Below are 19,364 nucleotides of genomic sequence, written 5' to 3'. Positions count from 1 at the left end.
AAGGCGGCCGAGGCTTCCGTCCTCTCCCGTCGAGCAGATCCACCATGGCGTCCTCGCTCTCGGCCTCATGCACGGCAGCGTGCCGCTGTGACGTGCCGGCCTTCCGCCCGGTTCCGCATTCCTCCGACCGGTGCGGTCTCACACCTTGCCAGGCCACGCTCCCGCGGACGGCGAGGTGGGCGCACCCGGGCATTCTCGGGTGCGCCCACGCGAAGACGCCGAGGAGACACCTATGCGGCTGGACTCAGCGTGCGGTGCTCAGCAGGGTCCGGCCCGGGTGCGCATTGTTCTGCATGGCCGTGGCCTGCTGGGACTTGACCGTGCCGCCGCGCAGGGGCAGTCCGCCGGCGGTGTAGAGGGCTTCGTCGAACGCCTGGCCGTTGGTCGGTGTCTTGCCGACGGCGAAGACGGCGACCGCCTTGCCGCCCACCACCGAGGTGGAGATGTAGTCGCCGACCATGCTGCCCTGGGTGGTGGAGGCGATCTGCGACAGGGACATCGGCCCGGCCACCGTGGTCGCGGTGGACCAGGTGCTGCCACCGTTGACTGAGGAGAGGAAGCCGACCTCCAACTGGCAGGTGGAGGCGGTGCAGTTGGCCTGTGGGTAGAAGTAGTAGTGAAGGCCGAGCTTCGCGGTGCTGCCGGAGGTGGCGTGGTCGATGCCGATGCCCGGGATGAAGTGGTCCACGCCGCTGTTCGTCGCGTCGATGGGGACGCGGGTCACCGCCGACCAGGACGTGCCGTTGGTCGAGGTGGAGTAGACGATGTCGTTGGCCGGGCAGCCGGAACGGAAGCGGCAGTCCTGCCAGGCGACGTAGATCTTCCCGGCAGCGTCGATCTCGGCGGAGGGCAGACCCTCACCGTCCCTCAGCCCGCCCGCCACACCGTGACTGGAGACGTTCGCGACGAGCGACGTTGAGCTCCAACTGGCGCCGCCGTTGGTGGAGTTGAAGGCCCGTATGGAAGATCCGTTGGTGGAGTACGGGACGACGACGGTGCCGCTGGGCTGGACCAGGGGCTGGCCGCCGAGGCCGCTGGGGTTGCCGGAGGGGGAGACCGGGACGGACCAGGTGGCGCCGCCGTCGGTGGAACGGCTCATGATGACGCGGTTGCCGGAGGAGGTGAGGTCCACCTCGATGTAGCAGTTGCCGTAGTACGGGCTGGTGGAGGTGTTGTCGCAGACGATCCACTCCTTGTCGTAGCCCTGCCCGTCATTGCCGACCGCCAGGACCGGGTTGTTCCAGCTGGTGCCGTTCGCCGAGCGGCTGACGGTGACGCCCGCGCCGTTGGCGTTGGCGTCGATGACCAGACCCGACACCATCCACGTGCCGTGCTTGGCGTCGTAGGCGACCGCCGGGTCGGAGACCCGGGCCCAGCTGCCGCCGCCCTGGTACACGGTGATGCCGGGCAGCATGCCGTGCTGCCACGTCGCACCGCCGTCGGTGGAGGTGTTCCAGCCGATGTCGGAGGAACCGCCGTCGGTGAACCGGCCGACCTGGGAGGAGGCGACGATCGTGCTGCCGTAGGCGAAGGTGTCCGGCTCCAGCTCGGTGGCGTGCTGGCTGGAGGTGTTGGTGAACGGGTCGGTGCTCACCTGGGTCAGTCCGGGCGGCGGCGTGGTGGCGGTCAGGGCCGCGTCGTCGTAGAGCGTGTAGGTAGCATCCCCCGCGTAATTGTCGTCATGGCTGACGAGCGTGAGGGTGTAGGAGTGGCCGGGCGTCACCGCCGATGCCGCCTGCTTCCAGCCCTGCCCGTTGGTACAGGTCTTGGCCAGTACGGTGCTGGTGGTGCCTGCGGTGTTGTCCTTGAGAGTGGCTGTCGCCCAGTCGTAGGTGAGGGTGTCCGGGCAGGTCACGTCGTACCAGAAGGACAGCTGCGTCTCGTCGGCGGCCGGGGTGAAGGTCTGGGTGATCGAGGAGTCCCCGTTGGTGGGCGACGTACCGCCGACGCGGGCGGCATAAGTTCCGCTGTGTGCGCCGGAGTTGACGACCGACGTGGTCCCGGTGGACGTCCAGCCGGAGAGGGTGCCCGCCTCGAAGCCGCCGTTGGCGGTATCGGCGTGGGCGAGGGGTGCGGCGAGCCAGAAGGCGGGGAGCGCGGCGGCCAGCGCGGCGATCGCAGCGGTGCGACGGAGCTTGAAGGGCCGGGAGGTTCTGATGGGTCCGGAGGGTCTGACGGGTAAGCGTGGCACTGAACATCCTTTCTGTAGCCGGGGGGTTGCCCGGAACACGGAAGTGAAGGACGTTCGCGCAAGGTGCACGCGGGTTCGCAACCCGGGATGCTTGCACCGGACATGCCAAGCGGCAAGGCGGGGAACCCTCCCGGGCCTCATCGCAACCAAGAATTTACGCGGCGTCCTGGACGCCGGATTGGCCGGTGCAGGTGGGGTTCAGGGCGGGGTAGCGGAAGGATCCGTCCGCGTCGAAGGCCCGGTCGCACAGCATCAGCGGGATGTCGCGGTCGCCGCCGGGCAGCGGGAGCCGGTCCTCCTCGTCGTCGTGCACGAGGAAGATGCCGGCCAGGCCGCGCCAGACCTGCGGGGCGCTGAAGTCCATGCGGTGGTCGTGGTACCAGAGGGTCGCCGCCCGCTGGGTCAGCGGGTACTCGTAGGTGCGGTACGCGTGGGTGGTGTGCCCGTCGGCATGGTCCATGCCCATCCGGTGGGCCGACGCGGCCCCGCTGCCCGCCTGTGGGGGTGCGCAACGGACTGGCAGCACGAGGTCGGTGGGGTAGCCGTCGGACTCCGGCGGGGTGACGCCGCCGTGGAGGTGCATCGCGGTGGGCACGGTGAGGTTGTTGCTGACCCGCACAACGGTGCGCCGTCCGGAACGGGCGGTGAACGTCGGGCCGGGGAAGATCCCGTCGTAGCCCCACACAGTGGTCTTCCGGCCGGGCAGGATCTCGACCTGCCCTTCACGCTGGTCGAGTTCGTAGGTGTCGACGCCGTCTGTGGTGCTGACCGGCCGGGCCGTACGTGGGATCGGTAGTGGGACGCTGAACGGTTCGGGCTGCGGACCCGCACTGGTCAGCAGGCGCCCGGTGGAGGTCCCGGCCAGCTGGGAGTAGCCGGCCGCGCCCAGGGTGATGGCTGCCCCCGCTCCGGCCGTCAGGCCGAGAAAACCGCGTCGGCTCAAGGGGGTTGTGGGCAGCTGCTTCACGAGACCGCTCCGGTGGCGGCGGGGCGGTGGGTGAATGCCCAGCAGGTCAGGGCGGTCGCGCAGCCGAAGATCGCCATACCCAGCGGCAGGTGCCCAGCAAGGGCGCGGGCCTCGCCGAGTCCTTGCTGGCCGCTGACCAGGGCGATCAGCAGGGTACTCGCGGCAGTCGGCCAGGCCGGGCCGCGCAGCAGGCGCCACACCAGCAGCGCCGCCAGGGTCTGGAGCACCGTCAGCGCGCTCAGCAGGCCGGCGTTCGCCGCATGCCCGGCCAGCAGGTCCACATTGCCCGTGACGAACAGCCCGGCCAGAGCCGCCTGTAGGAGCGTGTCCAGCAGGACCAGCACGGCGGCGGCCCGCATCAGACGCATCGGCCACCGCCGGGGCAGGGGCGCCGGATCCGCCCGCGCCGCCTCGGCGAGCGGGGAGTGCATCACCGAGACCCGGCCTGGGTGCTGCGCATGCGCTCGTACTCCTGGAAGCCGCCCTCGACGCCCAGGAAGACTTCGCCGAAGGTCAGGTAGCCCTGACTGATGAGCGGGGAGTCGCGCAGTTCCTCGATCAAGAAGTAGTAGGCCGCCAGGTCCTCGGTCTCCAGAACCGCGAAGTCCGACAGACGGGCGTGGAACGCCTCGGCGTCGAAGAAGCGCGCCGTGACACGGTCCGCGTAGGCGGCGAAGACCGGCTCGATGTGCGCTGTGCGCAGTGCGTTGCGCTCCTCACGGGGCAGCGCCAGCCAGCGCGGCGTGACGGTGTAGGTCAAGACGATGCCGTACTTCATGGGATCCCCCCAGATCTAGGTGATGCACAGTCAGCTCTGCGGTAGGGCAGCCTTTTTCGGGCCTACCAGTGGCAGCCGGAGCCTTGGGCAGCAATTGCTAACACCGTTAACTTTCGAGGCAAGCTAAAGTGATACGTGTTTACTTTGTCAAGCGGTCCTGCCCGGAGCTCTGGGCGCCGCGCCCGCCCCGTACGTCGCGAAAGGCCGCCCATGAGCCCTGCCGCCCCCGTCCCGAGCCGCCGTCACCGGGTCCGCGAGGACGCGTTCGACGAGATCCTGCGCACCGGGCGGCAACTCCTGGTAGAGCAGGGCCCGGCCGCCGTCACGCTGCGGGCCATTGCCCGCGAGATGGGCATGACGGCACCCGGCCTGTACCGCTACTACGCCAGCCATCACGACCTGATCCAGGCGCTGGCCTCCCACCTCTACGACGAGCTGGCCGCCACCCTGGCTGCCGCACGCGACCAACACCCCGCCGCGGATCCGGGACAGCGGCTGCGGGCGGTCTGCCGGGAACTGCGCCGCTGGGCGCTGGCCCACCCCCGCGAGTTCGGCCTGCTGTTCGCCAAGCCGCTCACGGACGCCGACACCTCGCCCGGCACCGCCGCCCACGACCCCGGCTGGCGCTTCGGCGGCATCCTCCTGGAGCTGATGGTGCAGCTGTGGCACCGCGGCGGCATGCAGCCGCCCGAGGACCTCGACGCCACGTGGGCGACCCAACTGGAAGAAGTGCGCGAGCACTTGGCCGACGAGGCCGTCGTCCCGCTGAACGTCATCTACGTCTTCGTGTCCTGCTGGGCCCGGCTCTACGGAGCGGTCGCCGTGGAGGTCTTCGGCCACCTCGACTTCGCCCTCACCGACCCCGAACCGCTCTTCGAGCACACCCTCCGCGACATCCTCACTGCCCTCGGTGTACCAGCGACGTGATTACCCGTAGGGGGGCGGGGGCGCCGCCGGGTGGGTGGCGGCGCCCCGGAGGGGGTCAGCCGACGCGCAGGGTCAGGGCGGCGGTGTGGAGTGTGCCTTCGGTCTGGAACTGCAGGAACAGCCGCCAGTTGCCCGAGGTGGGCAGCATCGCCTGGAACGCCAGGTCGGGGCCGCCGTGGTCACCGGTCACTTTGGTGGTGGGGTGGAGGTGGGCGAACGCGGTGTCGCCCTCGTGGAAGGCGGTCAGGTGGGCGTAGCTGTCCAGGTAGGGCTGGAGGTCGGTGACGGGCTTGCCGTCCTTGGAGATGGTGACGGTCAGCGGATGGGTCATGCCGGCCATGGGCTCGCCCTTGGCGGTGACGGTGTACCCGTCGACCTCCGCGGTGGTGGCCGGGGCGGGCAGCGGGGCCTTGTCCTCGGTGCCGGGGACGGTGACAGTGCGGCTGAGCACGAAGTCCTGGCCCTTCCCGGCGCCGGCGTCGGGGGTGAAGGAGGCGAACATGCGCCATGTACCAGGGGCGAGCGCAGCGAGGTCTGCGGTCCAGGTGCCGTCGGCGGCCATGGTCGGGTGGAGGTGCTGGAAGCCAGTCAGGTCGGAGTGGATGGCATAGAAGTGCATTCGCTTGGTCTGGTCGACGGCGAAGGCGGTGACCGGCTTGCCATCCGGGCCGGTGACCTTGAAGCGGTACCCGGCCTGCCTGCCGGATGGCAGTGACCCGTCCGGGGAGACAAGGTGGTAACCGTCCTCGGTGTCGGAGAGGCCGTTGCCGGCGGCCATGCGGCCCATGCCGGGCATGTCATCCATCGACGGCGACGCGCTGGGCGAAGCGGCGGAGGAAGCGGCGCCGTGGTCCATACCGGGCATGGACGAGGAGCCGCAGGCAGCCAGCGTCAGCGCGAGTACGGCCGCGGTGCCGACCGCAGCGAGGGTACGGCGGCGGACGGTGAAACGGGCGGATGCGAACATCAATGTGGGGCTTTCCGGGTGGGCGCACCACCTTGTGGGCGCGTAGAAGGGCAGGACAAGGGGCCGGACCCGGCCGGTAGCCGGGCCGGCGGCGCCTGTCACGTCCGTGCGATGCACACCTGGAGCAGGAGATGTCTTCCGTCGGCCGGGGGCCCGCGCCGCCGCGTCCGGCCGGCGGCCCGCAGCCGAGCCAGTGCCCACGCGTCCGCCACTGCGACGGCGACCACGGCGGCGAGACCGGCTGCGGGCAGCGGGATCCGTTCCTGTGCGGGGGTCGAGACACACAGAGCCCCGTGTGTTCCCGATGTGCTGGCGGCCTGGACGGCGGTTGTTGCGTGAGGCGTAGCCACTTTCGTCGGGGCCGTGATCATCGCCACGGCGTCGTGGCCGCCGAAGACCGGCATGTTCCGGGCCGATGCGTCGTGGTGGGCGGACATCGGCGCGTCCTGAGCCGATCCCTTATGGCAGCCGGAGGCGGCAGAGGCGGGCGCGCCGTGCATAAGGAACAGGCCGAGAAGCACAGCGCACACCGCCAACAATCGGGCGATACCCCGCCCGCCTGCCGGTCCGCTGCCCACTGCCATCCGCCTCTCTCATCGCTCACGCGCCGCCGCGTCCTTCGACAATACCCCCACCGGGTACGTGCGCGGTTGCGGGCCCAGCACCTGGCCGCGCTATACCGGGCGGCGTTGAAACGTGCGTTCGGGGAGGGCTGGTTCGGCACCGCCGTCGGTGAGCGTGCCGATGGCCGGGCTGCCCCTGCTCCCTGGGGTGGTGGTAGAAGATCTCGTTGGTCGCGGGGTTGGGCCAGTTGGGGCCGGGCTGGTAGGGCCACTGGATGGCTCAGGTGCCGTCGCCGGTCTCGTTGTGGTTGATGTTCGCGTACAGGCCGGTGGAGTTGTCGCGCAGCATGGTCAGGTTCGGGAACGTGGGGTTGGGGTGTCCAGGGTGAAGTTCTAGGTGTCGCGGCGCGGGCCGCCGGGCATCCGGGACGTGTTGGAGCTCGGCCACCACGGCACGGGCGAACTGGAGTTGCAGCTGTGTTCCGAGCATGACCTGGGCGGCGCCGGAGCCCTTGTCCGCCTCGGCTACCCCGCTGCATAGGGATCTCCCGGCGAGGGCGAGCGGATTGTGGAGTTGTGGGCTGTCGTCGTGGTGCTGTCTTTCGACGTGCCGGGCAGGGAGTGGCGGTGGAGCTACAAGTATTCAGCGGATCCCCGGTTTCGCTAACCGGGAATGTGCCGCTGTATTTTCGCCTCACTCGTGCCTGAGTAGCCCCCGGAGCCAGTACGCCGGGCACTCACAGGACACCCTCTGATGCGGGACGTCCGGTACGCGGACCTGTACCGGGTTTGGCGGGACGGCCTGGTGAGGCTGAGCCGGGTTGTGGACTCAGCCGAGCCTGATGAAGGGTGCTGTCTTGCAGGGCAGTCCGTTGGTGTCGATGAGCCAGAGCATGTAGGCGCCGGGGGGTGCGACGGTGCCGTCCGGCGGGGCGGTGACGGTGAGTGAGGTGCCCGCCTTGGTGAAGGGGACGCTTACGTACCGCTGGTCGCCGTCGAAGGAGTGCGTGACGGAGCCGCACCGCATGAGGACGACCTTCGCGATCGCAGCGGCGGTGGAGGCTGGGGTGTAGTCGACGCGGAAGGCCTGGCCGTAACGGGCGGCGCCCGGCGCTGACTTGATGGTCACGCGGTCGGCGACCGCCACATAGTCGGGCTCGAACAGCTCGATGGACAGGTTCGGGGTCGAGGTGTCGTTGAACTCCGAGCCGGCCGTCCATACGCGGCCGTCCGGCGTGAGGAGCGCGACGGAGTGGTACCCCCGGGTCTCGGCCGCGACCGCGCCGATGCTCCAGCTGCCGCCGGCCGCCGACGGGTGGTACAGCTCGGTCGTGCGGACTCCGTCGGCCTCCTTGTACTGCTCCTTGGTGACGCCCCCCGAGACGAGTACGTCTCCCGTCGGCAGGAGGGTGGCGGTGCAGAAGTAGCGCACGGGCGGTCGGCCCGAGGCAGGGTCGGTCAACGCGCGCGCCGCCGTGGTCACCCATTGCGGGCCGGCGGCCCCCAGGTCGGTGACCACGGCCTGCTGGGCACCGCAGGCCAGGACCCGTGGACGGTAGTTCTCCTCGTGATGCAACGGCAGCATCACGGAGGTGGTGGGCTGACTCGTGAAGAAGCGGTCCAGGTACATGCCGTCGATCGCTTGCGGCCCGGTGAACGCGCGCGTGACCTGTTTGGCGACAGGGTTGTAGCAGAGGCTCTTGTCCATGACGTCCACCGCGTAGGGCGGCGAGGTGTCCTCAGGGTTCGCCGAATACAGGTTTCCGGACTGCGGGTTGGTGGTCACGAGTCGGCTGTAGAGGGGCTGCACGACGAAGACCTCGCCCGTATGGGGCAGCACGTGCAGGCGCGGATAGTAGACCGCATAGTCGTGGGCTCCGCTCACGCCAAGCTGTTTGTCGACGCCCTGCCAGGCGTTGTTCTGCTGGCGGTAGATCTCCGGCTTGGTGTTGTTGTGCCGGTTGTCGTAGTCGTAGAACCGGTCCCCGTACATCCCGATCAGCGGATGCCCCGTCAGCGCGAACACACCGCCGTCCGCCAGCGTTACCAGCGTGGGGTACCACCGCCCACCGCCCATGGGTGCGCCTGCGGCCCGCTGCGCCGGATCCCGGCTCAGCGCTCCCGCGAACACCCAGAACTGCCCCTTCAGGATGAGGAACCAGGGTTGCCAGTTGGGTTCGGGTTCCCACCAGGTGCTCCAGACGGCTCCGTCGGTGCCGGTGGCGAAGAGGTCGAGGTGTTCGCCCCGCCACAGCGCGGTGACCGTCGCCCCGGGCTGCATTTTGATTTCGGGGTGGATGAGGAACCAGGGTTGCCAGTTGGGTTCGGGTTCCCACCAGGCGCTCCAGACGGCCCCGTCGGTGCCCGTGGTGAAAAGATCCAGATGCTCGCCCCGCCACAGCGCAGTCACTCTTCCCCCGGGCTGAGCCCGGTACTGCGCCGTGTGGTCGAACAACCAGCTGGAACGCGTGCCGCTCCAGTGGGCGTGGTGCAGATCCCCCTCGGCGGGGTCGGGCCAATGCTGTGTACCGCCCGCAACGACCAGCCGCCCGTCCGGCCGGAACGCGTGGCCACTGCAGAACAGGTCGTCATCCGGCGACCCCGGGTTGGACACCTGCCGGGTCGCGCAGTCGTACAGCCTGGTGTGATCGATTTGAGCCTTCCCCGCAGGGTACCGGGAGTCGGCCGGCGGATTCGGCTCGTTCTCGATGGCCTCCCACAAGGGGGCCTCCACCCACTGGCTGCCCGAGAAGTAGAGCACCCGCCCTTGCTGTCCCACCGGCAGCAGGGCCGCGTGCACCCCGAGCACTTGCGCCGCGCCCCCGGTCCCGTTCGGACCGGAGCCTCCACCGACGTAAACCCACCTGCTCATCGCAGCACCCCCGTTGATGCAATCGAATCCTTCAGGCAACAGCTCATTGTGTGGCGGTACGCGGTGCTCGGACAGCGGCGCCATAGAGACTAGAAACACGTCGTCGTACGCCGGCGCGCGATTTGCTTTACTGCGCGCCGGGTCAGTAGACCGCAGTCAACTCCCGCCTGTCCCGGGCAATTTCAGCCTCCGCGGCGGGCCGAAAGCTGACGGCTCACCGTACGCGTGATCGTCTGAAGGCCAAAGGGGCCGCCGGCCAGCGACCATCGCCCCACCTGCGGCGCGGCCGGTGCCCAGGATCGACGAGGCTGCTCATCGGCGAGCGCCCGTTCACGTCGGCTTCATCCAGGGGCTGAGCCGTAGCCTCAACCGATGGATCAGGCGCGGGGTACGCCTGGTCGACGACTGGGCGGTGCTTTGTGTCGGCTGCTTGCCGTCGTGCGGTGGGGCAGGCCAGCATGCTCGGATGGCAGCCGATGGGTTGGAGCAGTGGCTGCTCGACGCGGTCCGCGACGGCGAGATGCTGGACCTGGCCGGTGACGGGCCGATCGACGAGGCCGCGATGCGGTCCTGGGACAGCACTCACACCGTCCCGGCGGCGCTGGTCGTGACCTGGTCCGTGGCCCCCAGGACATCGAGGCGGACCCGCACGGGCTGCGGCCGGGTTGGAGAACGTGTCCGGTCCTGCCCTGAACGCCGACGGTCTTCGGGTCGACCGAGCCGTGTTCCTCCCCGCCGGGCTCCGGGCAACCGGAGCCGGACACTCCGTGCTCGCCCTGAACGGCGTCTAGGTCGTTGAGGCATCGCCCTAGCTGCTCGTGGAGTTCTTGGCTGCCGAGGAACTGGGAGGGTGTGCTGCTGGGCCTCCCCGGGATAGTGAGCTTTCCGGTGAGGCGTCGGGCTACGGCCCAGCGAATGAAGGCTCCGAGTCCTCGACGGCGGGTTGGGTGGGTGGTCAGCCAGAGGTCGAGGTCTTCCTGGCCGAGAGCGCTAAGCGGGAGCTGGTGAGTGTCGAGCCAGGCCAAGAACTCGATCGCAACGCGGATGTGCGCCCGGTTCATGGCTGCGGCACCGGCGGTGTATCGGCTGCGGGCGGCGCGACGGCGCGCGTCCCGGACGATGCTCCACTCAGCGAAGGGCCGGATGATCCGCGCCTGGTGCGGTGGCAACTGCTTCACGATGCCGCTCAGCCACAACTCCAGGCGGGCGAGATTCTCCTGCCGCAAGGGGAGGACGCCGACGGCGACCAGCATCTCCCGGTTGCCAGCCATCCACCACGATTGCGCGGACACCCGACGGGCCTCCGTGTAACCCTGCCTCCGCCCCGGGGAAGGCGGCCAGCCCTATGCCGGCGTGACGGAACGCCGCGTTCCGGGGCCCCGCGCATCGGACCAGCTGCGTCTTCGCCCAGCCCGGCGGCCTTTCCCCCACAAGAGGGTTGACCACTGCATGAACAAGGCCCTGCCCGTCACTCTCGCGGGCGCCCTTCTCCATACGACCGCCCCGTCGACCACCTACCGCACGGAGAAGTGCGTCGCGAAGGGGAGACCCGCTGGTAGCGGAACGCGGGCGGTGCTCAAAGGCGTCTCAGTACTCCGATGAGACCTCGCGGGCCGCGTGACCGAGGGCACGGATGAGTGGGCTCTCGTCGGCCGTTCGCCACACCAGCGCCCAACGTACCGGTGGCATGTCTCGAACGGGGACGAAGGTGAGACCGGGCCAGGAGTAGTAGAGGGCGGCATCGCGTGTCGCGCCCAGAACCCCGTGTCCGGCGGTGACGAGGCCGAGCACCTCGTGCCAGGTGGAGGGCAGCCGTGGGCTGCGGGCGATCGGGCGGCCAGAAGGGGTGTGGAACGGTTGGACCGCGGCTTCCATGGAAGCGGGGAGCCGTCCGGGCAGGAACGCGCAGTGGTCGCCGAGGTCCTCCTGGCAGATCGACTCGCGTTCGGCATAGGGATGGCTGGTTGACACCATCAGGAGGACGTCGGTGACGTGTACGACGGGGCCGACGGTCAGGTCTGGCTCGCTGACGGGGAGGTACACCAGTGCCACGTCGGCGTCGCCCGAGCGCAACAGGTCCAGCGGTGCGGGTGGTTGGACTTCCCGGTGGCGCAGGCTCACGTTCGGGTGGGTGGATTCGAAGAGGTCGAGGACGGGTTTGATGGTGCGTGCCATTGGTCCCATGGTTCCCAGGGTCAGCGTCCCTGACACGGCGCCCCCGGCGGCACGTGCCTTCGCGATACCGTCCGAGATCTGCCGGTAGCCGGCTGACAGGTCCTGCTGAAGCTGCTCGCCCAGCACGGTGAGCCGTACGCTGCGGCTGTTCCGCTCGAACAACGGTCCGCCGACGCGGCGCTCGGCCTTGCGGATCGACTGGCTGACCCGGGCCGTGGTGATGTGCAGCCGCTCGGCCGTCCGCCCAAAGTGCAGTTCCCTGGCGAGTGCCAAGAAGATCTCGATGTCCCTGAGCTCCATCAGCCCTCCCTCGAACGTAAACCTATCGCTTAACGCTGCGTTGCCGGACTCCTCGTTGCCGCCCCGCGCTCCGCCCAGGAAGCTGATCACATGCCCTTGGCCAAGGAGAGCGAGGAGAAGAAGCAGGGACGTCGTCTCAGTGTCGAAAGCGTGCGGCTGTGTCCCTACACCGTGGAGGAAGCCGTGCGGCCGCCGCCCGGGACGCTCCGGCGACGCGACGGGGGCCCAGGATCCGTGGAGGAGTGTGACTGCGACGTCACCCGGCTCTTCCTCCCGGAGCTGACGGCGGACGCGGCGAAGCTCCCCGTTGAGGGGCGAGTTCGGCTCCTCGCCGGCGGGCGAGCGCCTCTATCGCGCGTGCGGCCTGGGGCTCATCCCGGCGAAGACCGCTTGCAGGACACGGTCGATGTAGTCGTGCGTGATCGGCTTCTGCGTGACGAGGAGTCTGTAGTACAGGGGGCCGGACAAGATGTCGAACGCCAGGTCGAGGTCGAAGTCGGGCGCGAGTTCCCCTTGGTCCTTGGCCGCTTTGAGGCGAGCCAGGGTGTCGGCGGTCTGTGGCTCGATGAAACGCTGGTTGAGCGCGGCGGCGACTTCGGGATCGTGCTGAGCTTCGCCGATGAGGGCCTGGTACAACGGGCCCCACGGGGGCCGCCCCAGCAGGTCGACAGCCTTGGTCATCGTCTCGCGCAGGTCGGCCACGACGTCGCCGGTGTTGGGGTGGCTCAGCCCGTCGGTGCTCAGGTTGAGGACCGCGTCGAGGAAGAGCAGGCCCCGGGAGGACCAGCGGCGGTAGACGGTGTGTTTGCCGACGCCCGCCCTGGCCGCGACCGCCTCGATGCTGAGCTTGGCGTAGCCGACCTCCAGGGCCAGGTCGAGCGAGGCCCTCATGATCGCCTCGGCTCGATCGTCGGTGCGCCTGGCGCTGCGTTCGCTCATGCCGCCACCCTAGCGGCACGACACGTGCCGTATTGACAGGGTGTGGCTCTGTTGATCAAACTCTGGCAGCGGCACGGTCCGTGCCGTGCCGTAGGTAAGCCACCGAAGAACTGGGGGAGAAGTAGCCAGTGATGGACGCTGATGTGATCGTTGTGGGTGCCGGCCCGACCGGCCTGATGCTGGCCGCGGAACTGTGCCTGGCCGGTGTGCGACCGCTGGTGCTGGAGCGGCAGCCGCAGCGCCGGGATACCCCGAAGGCCGGTGGTCTCGGCGGCCAGATCCTTCAACTGCTGGACTTCCGGGGCCTGTTGGAGCGTTTCGAAGCAGCCTGCGCCGACCCCGTCCCGGCTCCGCGGTTCCCGTTCGGCGGTGTGCATCTGGACTTCACGCGGCTGGCAGATCCGCCGATGCACGCCCTGCCGCTGCCGCAACAGCGGCTTGAGCGGCTGCTCGATGAACGCTCCGGTGAACTCGGTGTCGACATCCGCCGCGGACACGAGGTGACCGGGGTGAGCCAGGACGATGCCGCGGTGACCGTGGACGTGCGCGGCCCGGACGGCCCGTACCGGATCACCGCCCGCTACCTGGTCGGGTGCGACGGCGCGCGCAGCAGGGTCCGTGACTGGGCCGGCATTCCGTTCCCCGGCACCACCTACCCGGAGGTCAACCGGCTGGCGCAGGTCACCTTGCCGGATTCGGTGAGCGTGCTCGGCAGCGGCGGTCTGGATGTCCCCGGCTTCGGAACGATCAGCGCGGGTTTCACCCGGACCGATCGAGGACTGTTCGGAGTCGGCGCATCGCCTGCTTCCGAGGTCGTCTCCCTCTACACGATCGAGGACGAGACCACCGAATACGACGACGACACCCCCATGACCGTCGCCGAACTCCAGGACAGTATCCGCCGCGTGCTCGGTGCCGATCTGCCTTTGGGTGAGCCCCTCCGGCTGTCGCGGTTCACCTTCAAGGCGCGCCACGCCGAGCGCTACCGCGCCGGGCGCGTCCTGCTCGCCGGCGACGCGGCACATCTGTTCCCCGCCACCGGCGTTGCCCTCAACGCCGGCATGCTCGACGCGGTCAACCTGGCATGGAAGCTGGCCGCCGACATCCACGGCTGGGCACCGGCCGGCCTGCTGGACACCTACCACCACGAACGCCACCTGGCCGGCGCCCGCACCATGCTGCACACCCGGGCGCAGGTGGCACTACGGCGCGGGCACGACTCGGCCGCCGAAGCGCTCCGGGAGGTCTTCCAGGAACTGCTCGTCGACGAGCAGCCGTTGCGCCGCATGGGAGCGCTCGTCGCCGGCACCGACATCCGCTACCCGATGCCCGGCTCCCACCACCACGCGTTGACCGGCACCTTCGCGCCCGACCTCACCCTGCACACCGACCAGGGCACCATCACCGTCGCCCAACTCATGCACACCGCACGGCCCATCCTCCTCGACCTCGCCGACCGTCCAGACCTCCGGGAAGTCGCTCAGGGCTGGCAGCAACGCGTCGAAGTCCACACCGCCAAAACCAACGACCGCCCGGCCGACGCCCTCCTGATCCGCCCGGACGCCCACATCGCCTGGGCCGCGGCCGTCGACGAACCGGTACAGGGCGCCGCCCCCGCGCTGCGAGAAGCGCTCTCCGGCTGGTTCGGCACCCCGTGAGAACGACAAGACCGATCGCAGACGCGACGTCAGAAAGGAAGCAATTCGTGAGTCAGCCTGTTCCCGCCGACCCGACCGTGGTGCATCCGATGCCGGAGCAGCCGCGGGTGGTGCTGCTCAAACCGCTGATCACCTCGCCGCTGATCGAGGCCGGGGAGTTCTCCTACTACGACGATCCCGATGACCCGACCGCGTTCGAGACCCGCAACGTGCTGTACCACTACGGGCCGGAGAAGCTGGTCATCGGGAAGTTCTGCGCGCTGGGCGAGGGCGTGCGGTTCATCATGAACGGCGCCAACCACCGCATGGACGGCCCTTCGACGTTCCCCTTCCCGATCATGGGCGGGTCCTGGGCCGAGCACTTCGACCTCATCACCGGCCTGACCGGCCGTGGCGACACCGTGGTGGGCCATGACGTCTGGTTCGGCTACCGCTCCATGGTGATGCCCGGCGTCCGCATCGGCCACGGAGCGATCATCGCTTCCGGCTCCGTAGTCGTCGACGACGTCCCCGACTACGGCATCGTCGGCGGCAACCCCGCCCGCCTCATCCGCCGCCGCTACAGCGACGCCGACATCGACCGCCTCCTGGCCCTGGCCTGGTGGGACTGGCCGCTCCAGCACCTCACCGAACACCTCCGCACGATCATGTCCGGCAGCATCGACGACCTGGAGAACGCGGCACCCCCGCCCCAGTAATCCACCCGTGTACCAGCACTCCACAGTTCCAGCACTTCGAAATCGAGCCGTCAGCATGCTTGCTTCGCCCCACCACAACCCGTTCGCCAACTGGCTTCACACCCACGCCGTCCCCCTCACCCACCTCGACCGTGATGCTCCCCTCGACGACCTGGAACCGCTGCGCGGCATCATCGGCGACGCCCGCGTCGTCGCGATCGGTGAAAGTTCCCACTTCATCAAAGAGTTCGCCATCATGCGCGAGCGCATCCTGCGGTTCCTCGTCGAACGCTGCGGCTTCACCGTCCTGGCCTTCGAATACGGCTACAGCGAAGGCTTCCCCCTCGACGCCTGGGCTCAGGGCGAGGGAACGGACGACGACCTGTCGGCCCATCTCGCCAACACCATCCCCGTGGGAATCGCCGAACCGCTGCGCTGGATACGCCGGCGCAACCGCACATCCTCAACACCAGTACGCTTCGCGGGCATCGACATCCCGGCCGCGGGTGGATCCCTGCTCCCTGCCCTGACCCCGGTCGCCGACTACCTGCGCGACATCGATCCCGAAACCCTCCCGGCGCTGGAGACGGCGATGCGGATCGCCCAATCGTTCGCCGGTGGCTCCGGGGCCGTCGCCGCGCCCGCGTGGGCACGCCTGGCCACCGCCGAACAAGACTCCCTCACCGCGATCCTGACGCGCCTGCTCACCCGGTTCCGCTCCCTCGCACCCCTGTACATCTCCCGCGGCGACCAACAGAGTTACGACATCGCCGTGCGCCGCCTCGAAGGCGCCTGCCACGGCGACTACACCTTCCGCGCCATGGCCGACCTCTTCGCGGGAAAGGGGCTGACCGCCGACACCTCGGCCCGCGACGTTTACATGGCCGAGTCGGTCCTGTGGCACCTGGCGCGCTTCGAACCCGGGACCCGCGTCGTGCTGGCGGCTCACAACGCCCACATTCAGAAAACACCCGTCTCCTTCAACGGCCACCTCACCGGACTCCCCATGGGACAGCACCTGCACAGAGCGCTCGGAGACGAATACTTCGCACTCGGCCTGACCAGCACCACGGGACACACAGCAGAGATGCCCCGCGACGAGAAAACACCTTTTGGCTTCACCATCGCCAGCACCGCCCTGCAGCCGCCCGAGCCCGGCAGCATCGAGGCCGCCTTCACCGATGCCGGCCTCGGGCTGGGCATCGCCGATCTCCGCCAGGCACGCCACGAGGCCCCCGGCAGCACCGGCCCTGACCGCATCCGGATACAGAGCACCTACATACACACCCCGGTCCTCGACGCCTTCGACAGCATCCTCAACACCCCGACCTCGACCGTCGCCGATGACATCCACATCTGACCGGTGAGACGCCCTCGTGCGCGGAGGCGCGCAATCAAATGGTGCGAAGTACCAGAAGGTATCTCCGGCACGCCAGTGACGCACACAGATGAGGTCTGCTGTCCGGCGAGCACCGGATGATCCTCTGGGCCAACTCGGGGCATGCCCCTGGGAGGTGGCCAGGGGCAGGTGCACGGCGACCTGGCACAGAACCACCCCGCCGGGGGGCACCGGAGTATTGGCGGCGGTACCGACAGCATCGGCAGAGGACTTCGCATCCCCGGTCTCGTCGACCACTACCACGGCGTCGCTGTCATCGAGCCGACCCAGGGACCAGGCGGTGAACAGCTCGCGGGCGGCGCGGTTCACTGCGGACGAAGGTCGGCGTGACCGGTGCCGACACCTCCTCCAACAGCATCGACGCGTCTCGGGCGTGTGCGGTGTGACGGAGTCGCGTATTCACCGCTGTCACTGGTCATCCAGCCAGCGTGGAGATGAAGGCGCTGTCGGGGGCGACGTGGCGAAGTGCCCTGGGGCTGTTGCAGCCATGTGGCGAGGCGGCAGGAAACGGTGCAAGGGGTGGGGAAGCCACCAGTTGGCGGATCCGGCGAGCTTCATGACTGCGGGCACAAGCAGCGGCCGGATGAGGACGGTGTCCAGCAGGACAGACAGGGTCGTGCAGACAGCGATGAGTTTCACGGAGGCGACCTCTGCGGTGGCCAGGGCCAGCAGAACGGTGACGACCAGGGCAGCGGAGGCAGTGAAGAGCGGTGCTGCGGCTTGCAGGCCCGCGGCGGTGGCCTGCTCGGTGTCATGGGTACGGGTGCGGGCTTCCATGATGCGGGACAGGAGCAGGATCTCGTAGTCCATGGACAGGCCGAATGCCAGGCAGAAGACCACGATGGGCATCATCACGTCGATCGTGCCCGTGGGGACGAAGTCGCCGACGAGCCAGCGCAAGTGCCCGTCCTGGAAAATGAGGACCATGGCGCCGAAGGTGGCGGTGAGGCTGAGCAGGTTGAGACAGAGCGCTTTCAACGGAAGGAACAGGCTGCGGGTGTAGGCGAGGAGCAGCAGGAAGGTCGCTGTGGTGGCCAGAAGGAGGGCGGCCGGCAAGCGGTGCGAGATGATGGTCTGGGTGTCGAGGAATTCGGCTGTCGGCCCGCCGACCAGCGGGTGTACTGGGGCGGGCAGGGCGCGGATGCGGCGCACCAGGTCGACCGTGGAGGGCGCGTAGGTGTCGCTCGGGGTCGTGATGGACAGCCACACGCCGGACTGGCTGCGGTAGCGCTGGAACAGGGGACATCCGGACGGCGGGGCCGCGACGGGGTTCGCGTGTGGGTGGCAAACGGGACTGGCCGGTGCGCCGTTGGCGTAGTTGCCGGTGACTGTGCGCACTGCTTGCACGCCTGGCAGCTGCGACAGGCTCCGGGCATAGGCGTCCAGAGCGGTGGCGCCGCCTGGGGTATTCGATTCGGCGGCGCGGCGTCGGCCTGGGAGGACCACGTCGATCTGGGTGCCTGGCCGGGGGAAGGCGGTGCGCAGGGCGCGCGCGGCTTGTGCCACGGGGGCGTTGGGGGGCAGTCCTCGTTCGTCGCTGAAGCCGAAAGCGGCGTGGTGGAAGGGCAGTACGAGAACCGCCAGAAGTCCGACGGAGGCCACGGTGACCGAGACGGGGCGGCGCATGACGGCCAGTGCCAGGCGCTGCCAGGCTCCGCCCTTCGAGCTGGTGCGACGTCGCCATCGGGCGAGCACGTCGCCATGGGCGATGCGATGGCCGAAGCAGGCCAGTCCAGCGGGGACGATCAGCAAAGACGCCGCGGCTGCCAGGATGGCCACGCTGATGCTCGCGTAGGCGAGTGAGCGCAGGAAATACAGGGGGAAGAACAGCAGTCCCAGGAGTGGAAGTGCCACGGCAGCGGCGGAGACGACAACGATGCGTCCTGCCGTGCGGACGCAGCGGTTGAGCGCCTCGTCGTGGGTGTACCCCGCAATGATGTCCTCGCGGTACCGGGTGACGAGGTACAGGCTGTAGTCGGCCGAAAGTGCGAGCCCCACCGCCGTGGTGACATTGAGTGCGAAGGTGGACACCTCGGTCACCGTGGTCAGGGCACGCAGCAGAGCCGCGCTGCCGGATGTGGCCACCAGGCCGACGGCCAGGGGCAGGCAGGCGGCCGGGACGCTGCCGAAGATGAGCACCAGCAGCAGCAAGGTGGCGGGAAGTGCGAGCATCTCGGTCCGGACCAGGTCTCTTTCGCTCTGCTCGCTCAGCGCGTGGGAGACGATGGCCGCGCCGGAAGCCTGCACGAGCAGAGGGCCGTGTCGGCCGTTCGCGTAGCTCAGGATGCGGTCAGTGGTGGTGCGTCGTTGATGGGTATCGCCTTCTAGGCGCACAGCGACCAGGGCAGTGCGGCCGTCCGCCGAGCGGAGCCGGGATGTGTCGGCCGTGGCGGGCTGCGCAGCGTTCGATCTGCTGGCAGTCGCCGTCGGCTTGGGCGCACGGAGGCTGGTCCAGTACGACTCAAGACTGGTGACACCCGGCTGTTGGAGCAGACGGTCGGTCAGTGCCGTTCCCGCTTGACGGGCCGGGGCACTGTCCACCGTCGTGTTCGCGTGGGCCAGGAGCAGGACGTCCGCCGGGTCCGCATGGAATGTCGTGTCCAGGAGCGTTCGCGCACGTGCTGAGGCGGAGTCTTGGGAAATCCATCCGCCGTTGACCAGGCGGGAGGACAACCCCAGTGCGGACGGAACACTGACGATCACAATCAGTGCGGCGGCAACGAGGATCGCCCGCCGTCTGCGCACACTGAAGCATGCGACCCGTTCCAGCAGTGCGGACAGACCAGGGCGGGTGGAGCACCCGTACCGGGTAGGGCGGTCCATGGGCAAGCCGACTCCTGTCTGGAACGATCAGTGCAGGCTGGAGGCTGTCCGCCCCGGGGAGCCGGGGCAACAAGTTTCCGTCGGGCCGTCTGCTGGGCCCGACGGTCTTCAGCAAGGCGGGCTAGACC

General features: G+C 69.0%; 15 protein-coding genes. 4 read left to right on the top strand and 11 right to left on the bottom strand.

Translation table 11 applies throughout. The features are described from left to right. Positions 1–244 precede the first annotated feature (244 nt). The 4 genes from ACWC2B_RS18515 to ACWC2B_RS18500 all read right to left on the bottom strand — a co-directional run bounded on the left by ACWC2B_RS18515 (position 245) and on the right by ACWC2B_RS18500 (position 3,936). Positions 245–2,191 carry an exo-alpha-sialidase gene (locus ACWC2B_RS18515; protein WP_450717749.1) on the bottom strand — a complete coding sequence of 649 codons (1,947 nt, stop codon included), beginning with the start codon at positions 2,189–2,191 and terminating at the stop codon, positions 245–247. Between the two features lie 154 nt (positions 2,192–2,345). Continuing rightward, complete coding sequence (locus ACWC2B_RS18510; RefSeq protein WP_450717747.1) at positions 2,346–3,158, bottom strand: multicopper oxidase family protein; 813 nt, start codon at positions 3,156–3,158, stop codon at positions 2,346–2,348. Further along, a complete protein-coding gene (locus tag ACWC2B_RS18505) occupies positions 3,155–3,589 on the bottom strand; it encodes a hypothetical protein (RefSeq protein WP_450717745.1) in 435 nt (144 codons plus the stop codon). The genes ACWC2B_RS18510 and ACWC2B_RS18505 overlap by 4 nt, the downstream gene beginning before the upstream one ends. Next, a complete protein-coding gene (locus tag ACWC2B_RS18500) occupies positions 3,589–3,936 on the bottom strand; it encodes a darcynin family protein (protein WP_450717743.1) in 348 nt (115 codons plus the stop codon). Before ACWC2B_RS18500 ends, ACWC2B_RS18505 begins: the two co-directional genes overlap by 1 nt. Positions 3,937–4,146: 210 nt before the next feature. Between ACWC2B_RS18500 and ACWC2B_RS18495 the strand changes: the two genes are divergently transcribed. Continuing rightward, positions 4,147–4,863 carry a TetR/AcrR family transcriptional regulator gene (locus ACWC2B_RS18495; protein WP_450717741.1) on the top strand — a complete coding sequence of 239 codons (717 nt, stop codon included), beginning with the start codon at positions 4,147–4,149 and terminating at the stop codon, positions 4,861–4,863. Positions 4,864–4,918: 55 nt separating this feature from the next. Here ACWC2B_RS18495 and ACWC2B_RS18490 read toward each other — a convergent pair whose 3' ends face one another. From ACWC2B_RS18490 to ACWC2B_RS18465, 6 genes are all read right to left on the bottom strand, one after another. Further along, on the bottom strand, positions 4,919–5,830 hold the full coding sequence (locus ACWC2B_RS18490; RefSeq protein WP_450717739.1) for a hypothetical protein: 912 nt from the start codon (positions 5,828–5,830) through the stop codon (positions 4,919–4,921). A gap of 98 nt (positions 5,831–5,928) precedes the next feature. Further along, entirely contained in the window at positions 5,929–6,267 is a 339-nt protein-coding gene (locus ACWC2B_RS18485; RefSeq protein ID WP_450717737.1) for a hypothetical protein, read from the bottom strand. Between the two features lie 406 nt (positions 6,268–6,673). Next, entirely contained in the window at positions 6,674–6,883 is a 210-nt protein-coding gene (locus tag ACWC2B_RS18480) for a hypothetical protein (RefSeq protein ID WP_450717735.1), read from the bottom strand. Positions 6,884–7,222: 339 nt separating this feature from the next. Beyond that, the gene (locus ACWC2B_RS18475) at positions 7,223–9,265 is read right to left on the bottom strand and encodes a galactose oxidase-like domain-containing protein (protein ID WP_450717733.1); all 2,043 of its coding nucleotides are present in this window, start codon (positions 9,263–9,265) and stop codon (positions 7,223–7,225) included. Between the two features lie 1,587 nt (positions 9,266–10,852). Next, positions 10,853–11,740 carry a LysR family transcriptional regulator gene (locus tag ACWC2B_RS18470; protein ID WP_450717731.1) on the bottom strand — a complete coding sequence of 296 codons (888 nt, stop codon included), beginning with the start codon at positions 11,738–11,740 and terminating at the stop codon, positions 10,853–10,855. A 348-nt stretch (positions 11,741–12,088) separates the two neighbouring features. Further along, on the bottom strand, positions 12,089–12,679 hold the full coding sequence (locus tag ACWC2B_RS18465; protein WP_450717729.1) for a TetR/AcrR family transcriptional regulator: 591 nt from the start codon (positions 12,677–12,679) through the stop codon (positions 12,089–12,091). 131 nt (positions 12,680–12,810) lie between these two features. Here ACWC2B_RS18465 and ACWC2B_RS18460 point away from each other — a divergent pair, with 131 nt between their 5' ends. The 3 genes from ACWC2B_RS18460 (at position 12,811) to ACWC2B_RS18450 (ending at position 16,374) form a co-directional block, all read left to right on the top strand. Next, positions 12,811–14,337 (top strand): FAD-dependent monooxygenase, encoded by a 1,527-nt coding sequence (locus tag ACWC2B_RS18460; RefSeq protein ID WP_450717727.1) that lies wholly within the window; start codon positions 12,811–12,813, stop codon positions 14,335–14,337. Positions 14,338–14,426: 89 nt separating this feature from the next. Next, positions 14,427–15,035 carry a CatB-related O-acetyltransferase gene (locus ACWC2B_RS18455; RefSeq protein WP_450717953.1) on the top strand — a complete coding sequence of 203 codons (609 nt, stop codon included), beginning with the start codon at positions 14,427–14,429 and terminating at the stop codon, positions 15,033–15,035. A gap of 55 nt (positions 15,036–15,090) precedes the next feature. Further along, positions 15,091–16,374: an erythromycin esterase family protein gene (locus ACWC2B_RS18450; protein ID WP_450717725.1), complete on the top strand. Its 1,284-nt coding sequence runs from the start codon at positions 15,091–15,093 to the stop codon at positions 16,372–16,374. A 447-nt stretch (positions 16,375–16,821) separates the two neighbouring features. On the opposite strand, the gene ACWC2B_RS18445 is transcribed toward ACWC2B_RS18450, so the two are convergent. Next, on the bottom strand, positions 16,822–19,236 hold the full coding sequence (locus ACWC2B_RS18445; RefSeq protein WP_450717723.1) for an MMPL family transporter: 2,415 nt from the start codon (positions 19,234–19,236) through the stop codon (positions 16,822–16,824). Between the last annotated feature and the right edge of the window lie 128 nt (positions 19,237–19,364).

This window comes from Streptomyces sp. NPDC001415 (assembly GCF_053597395.1).
This window is presented reverse-complemented; position numbering and strand designations above follow the sequence as displayed.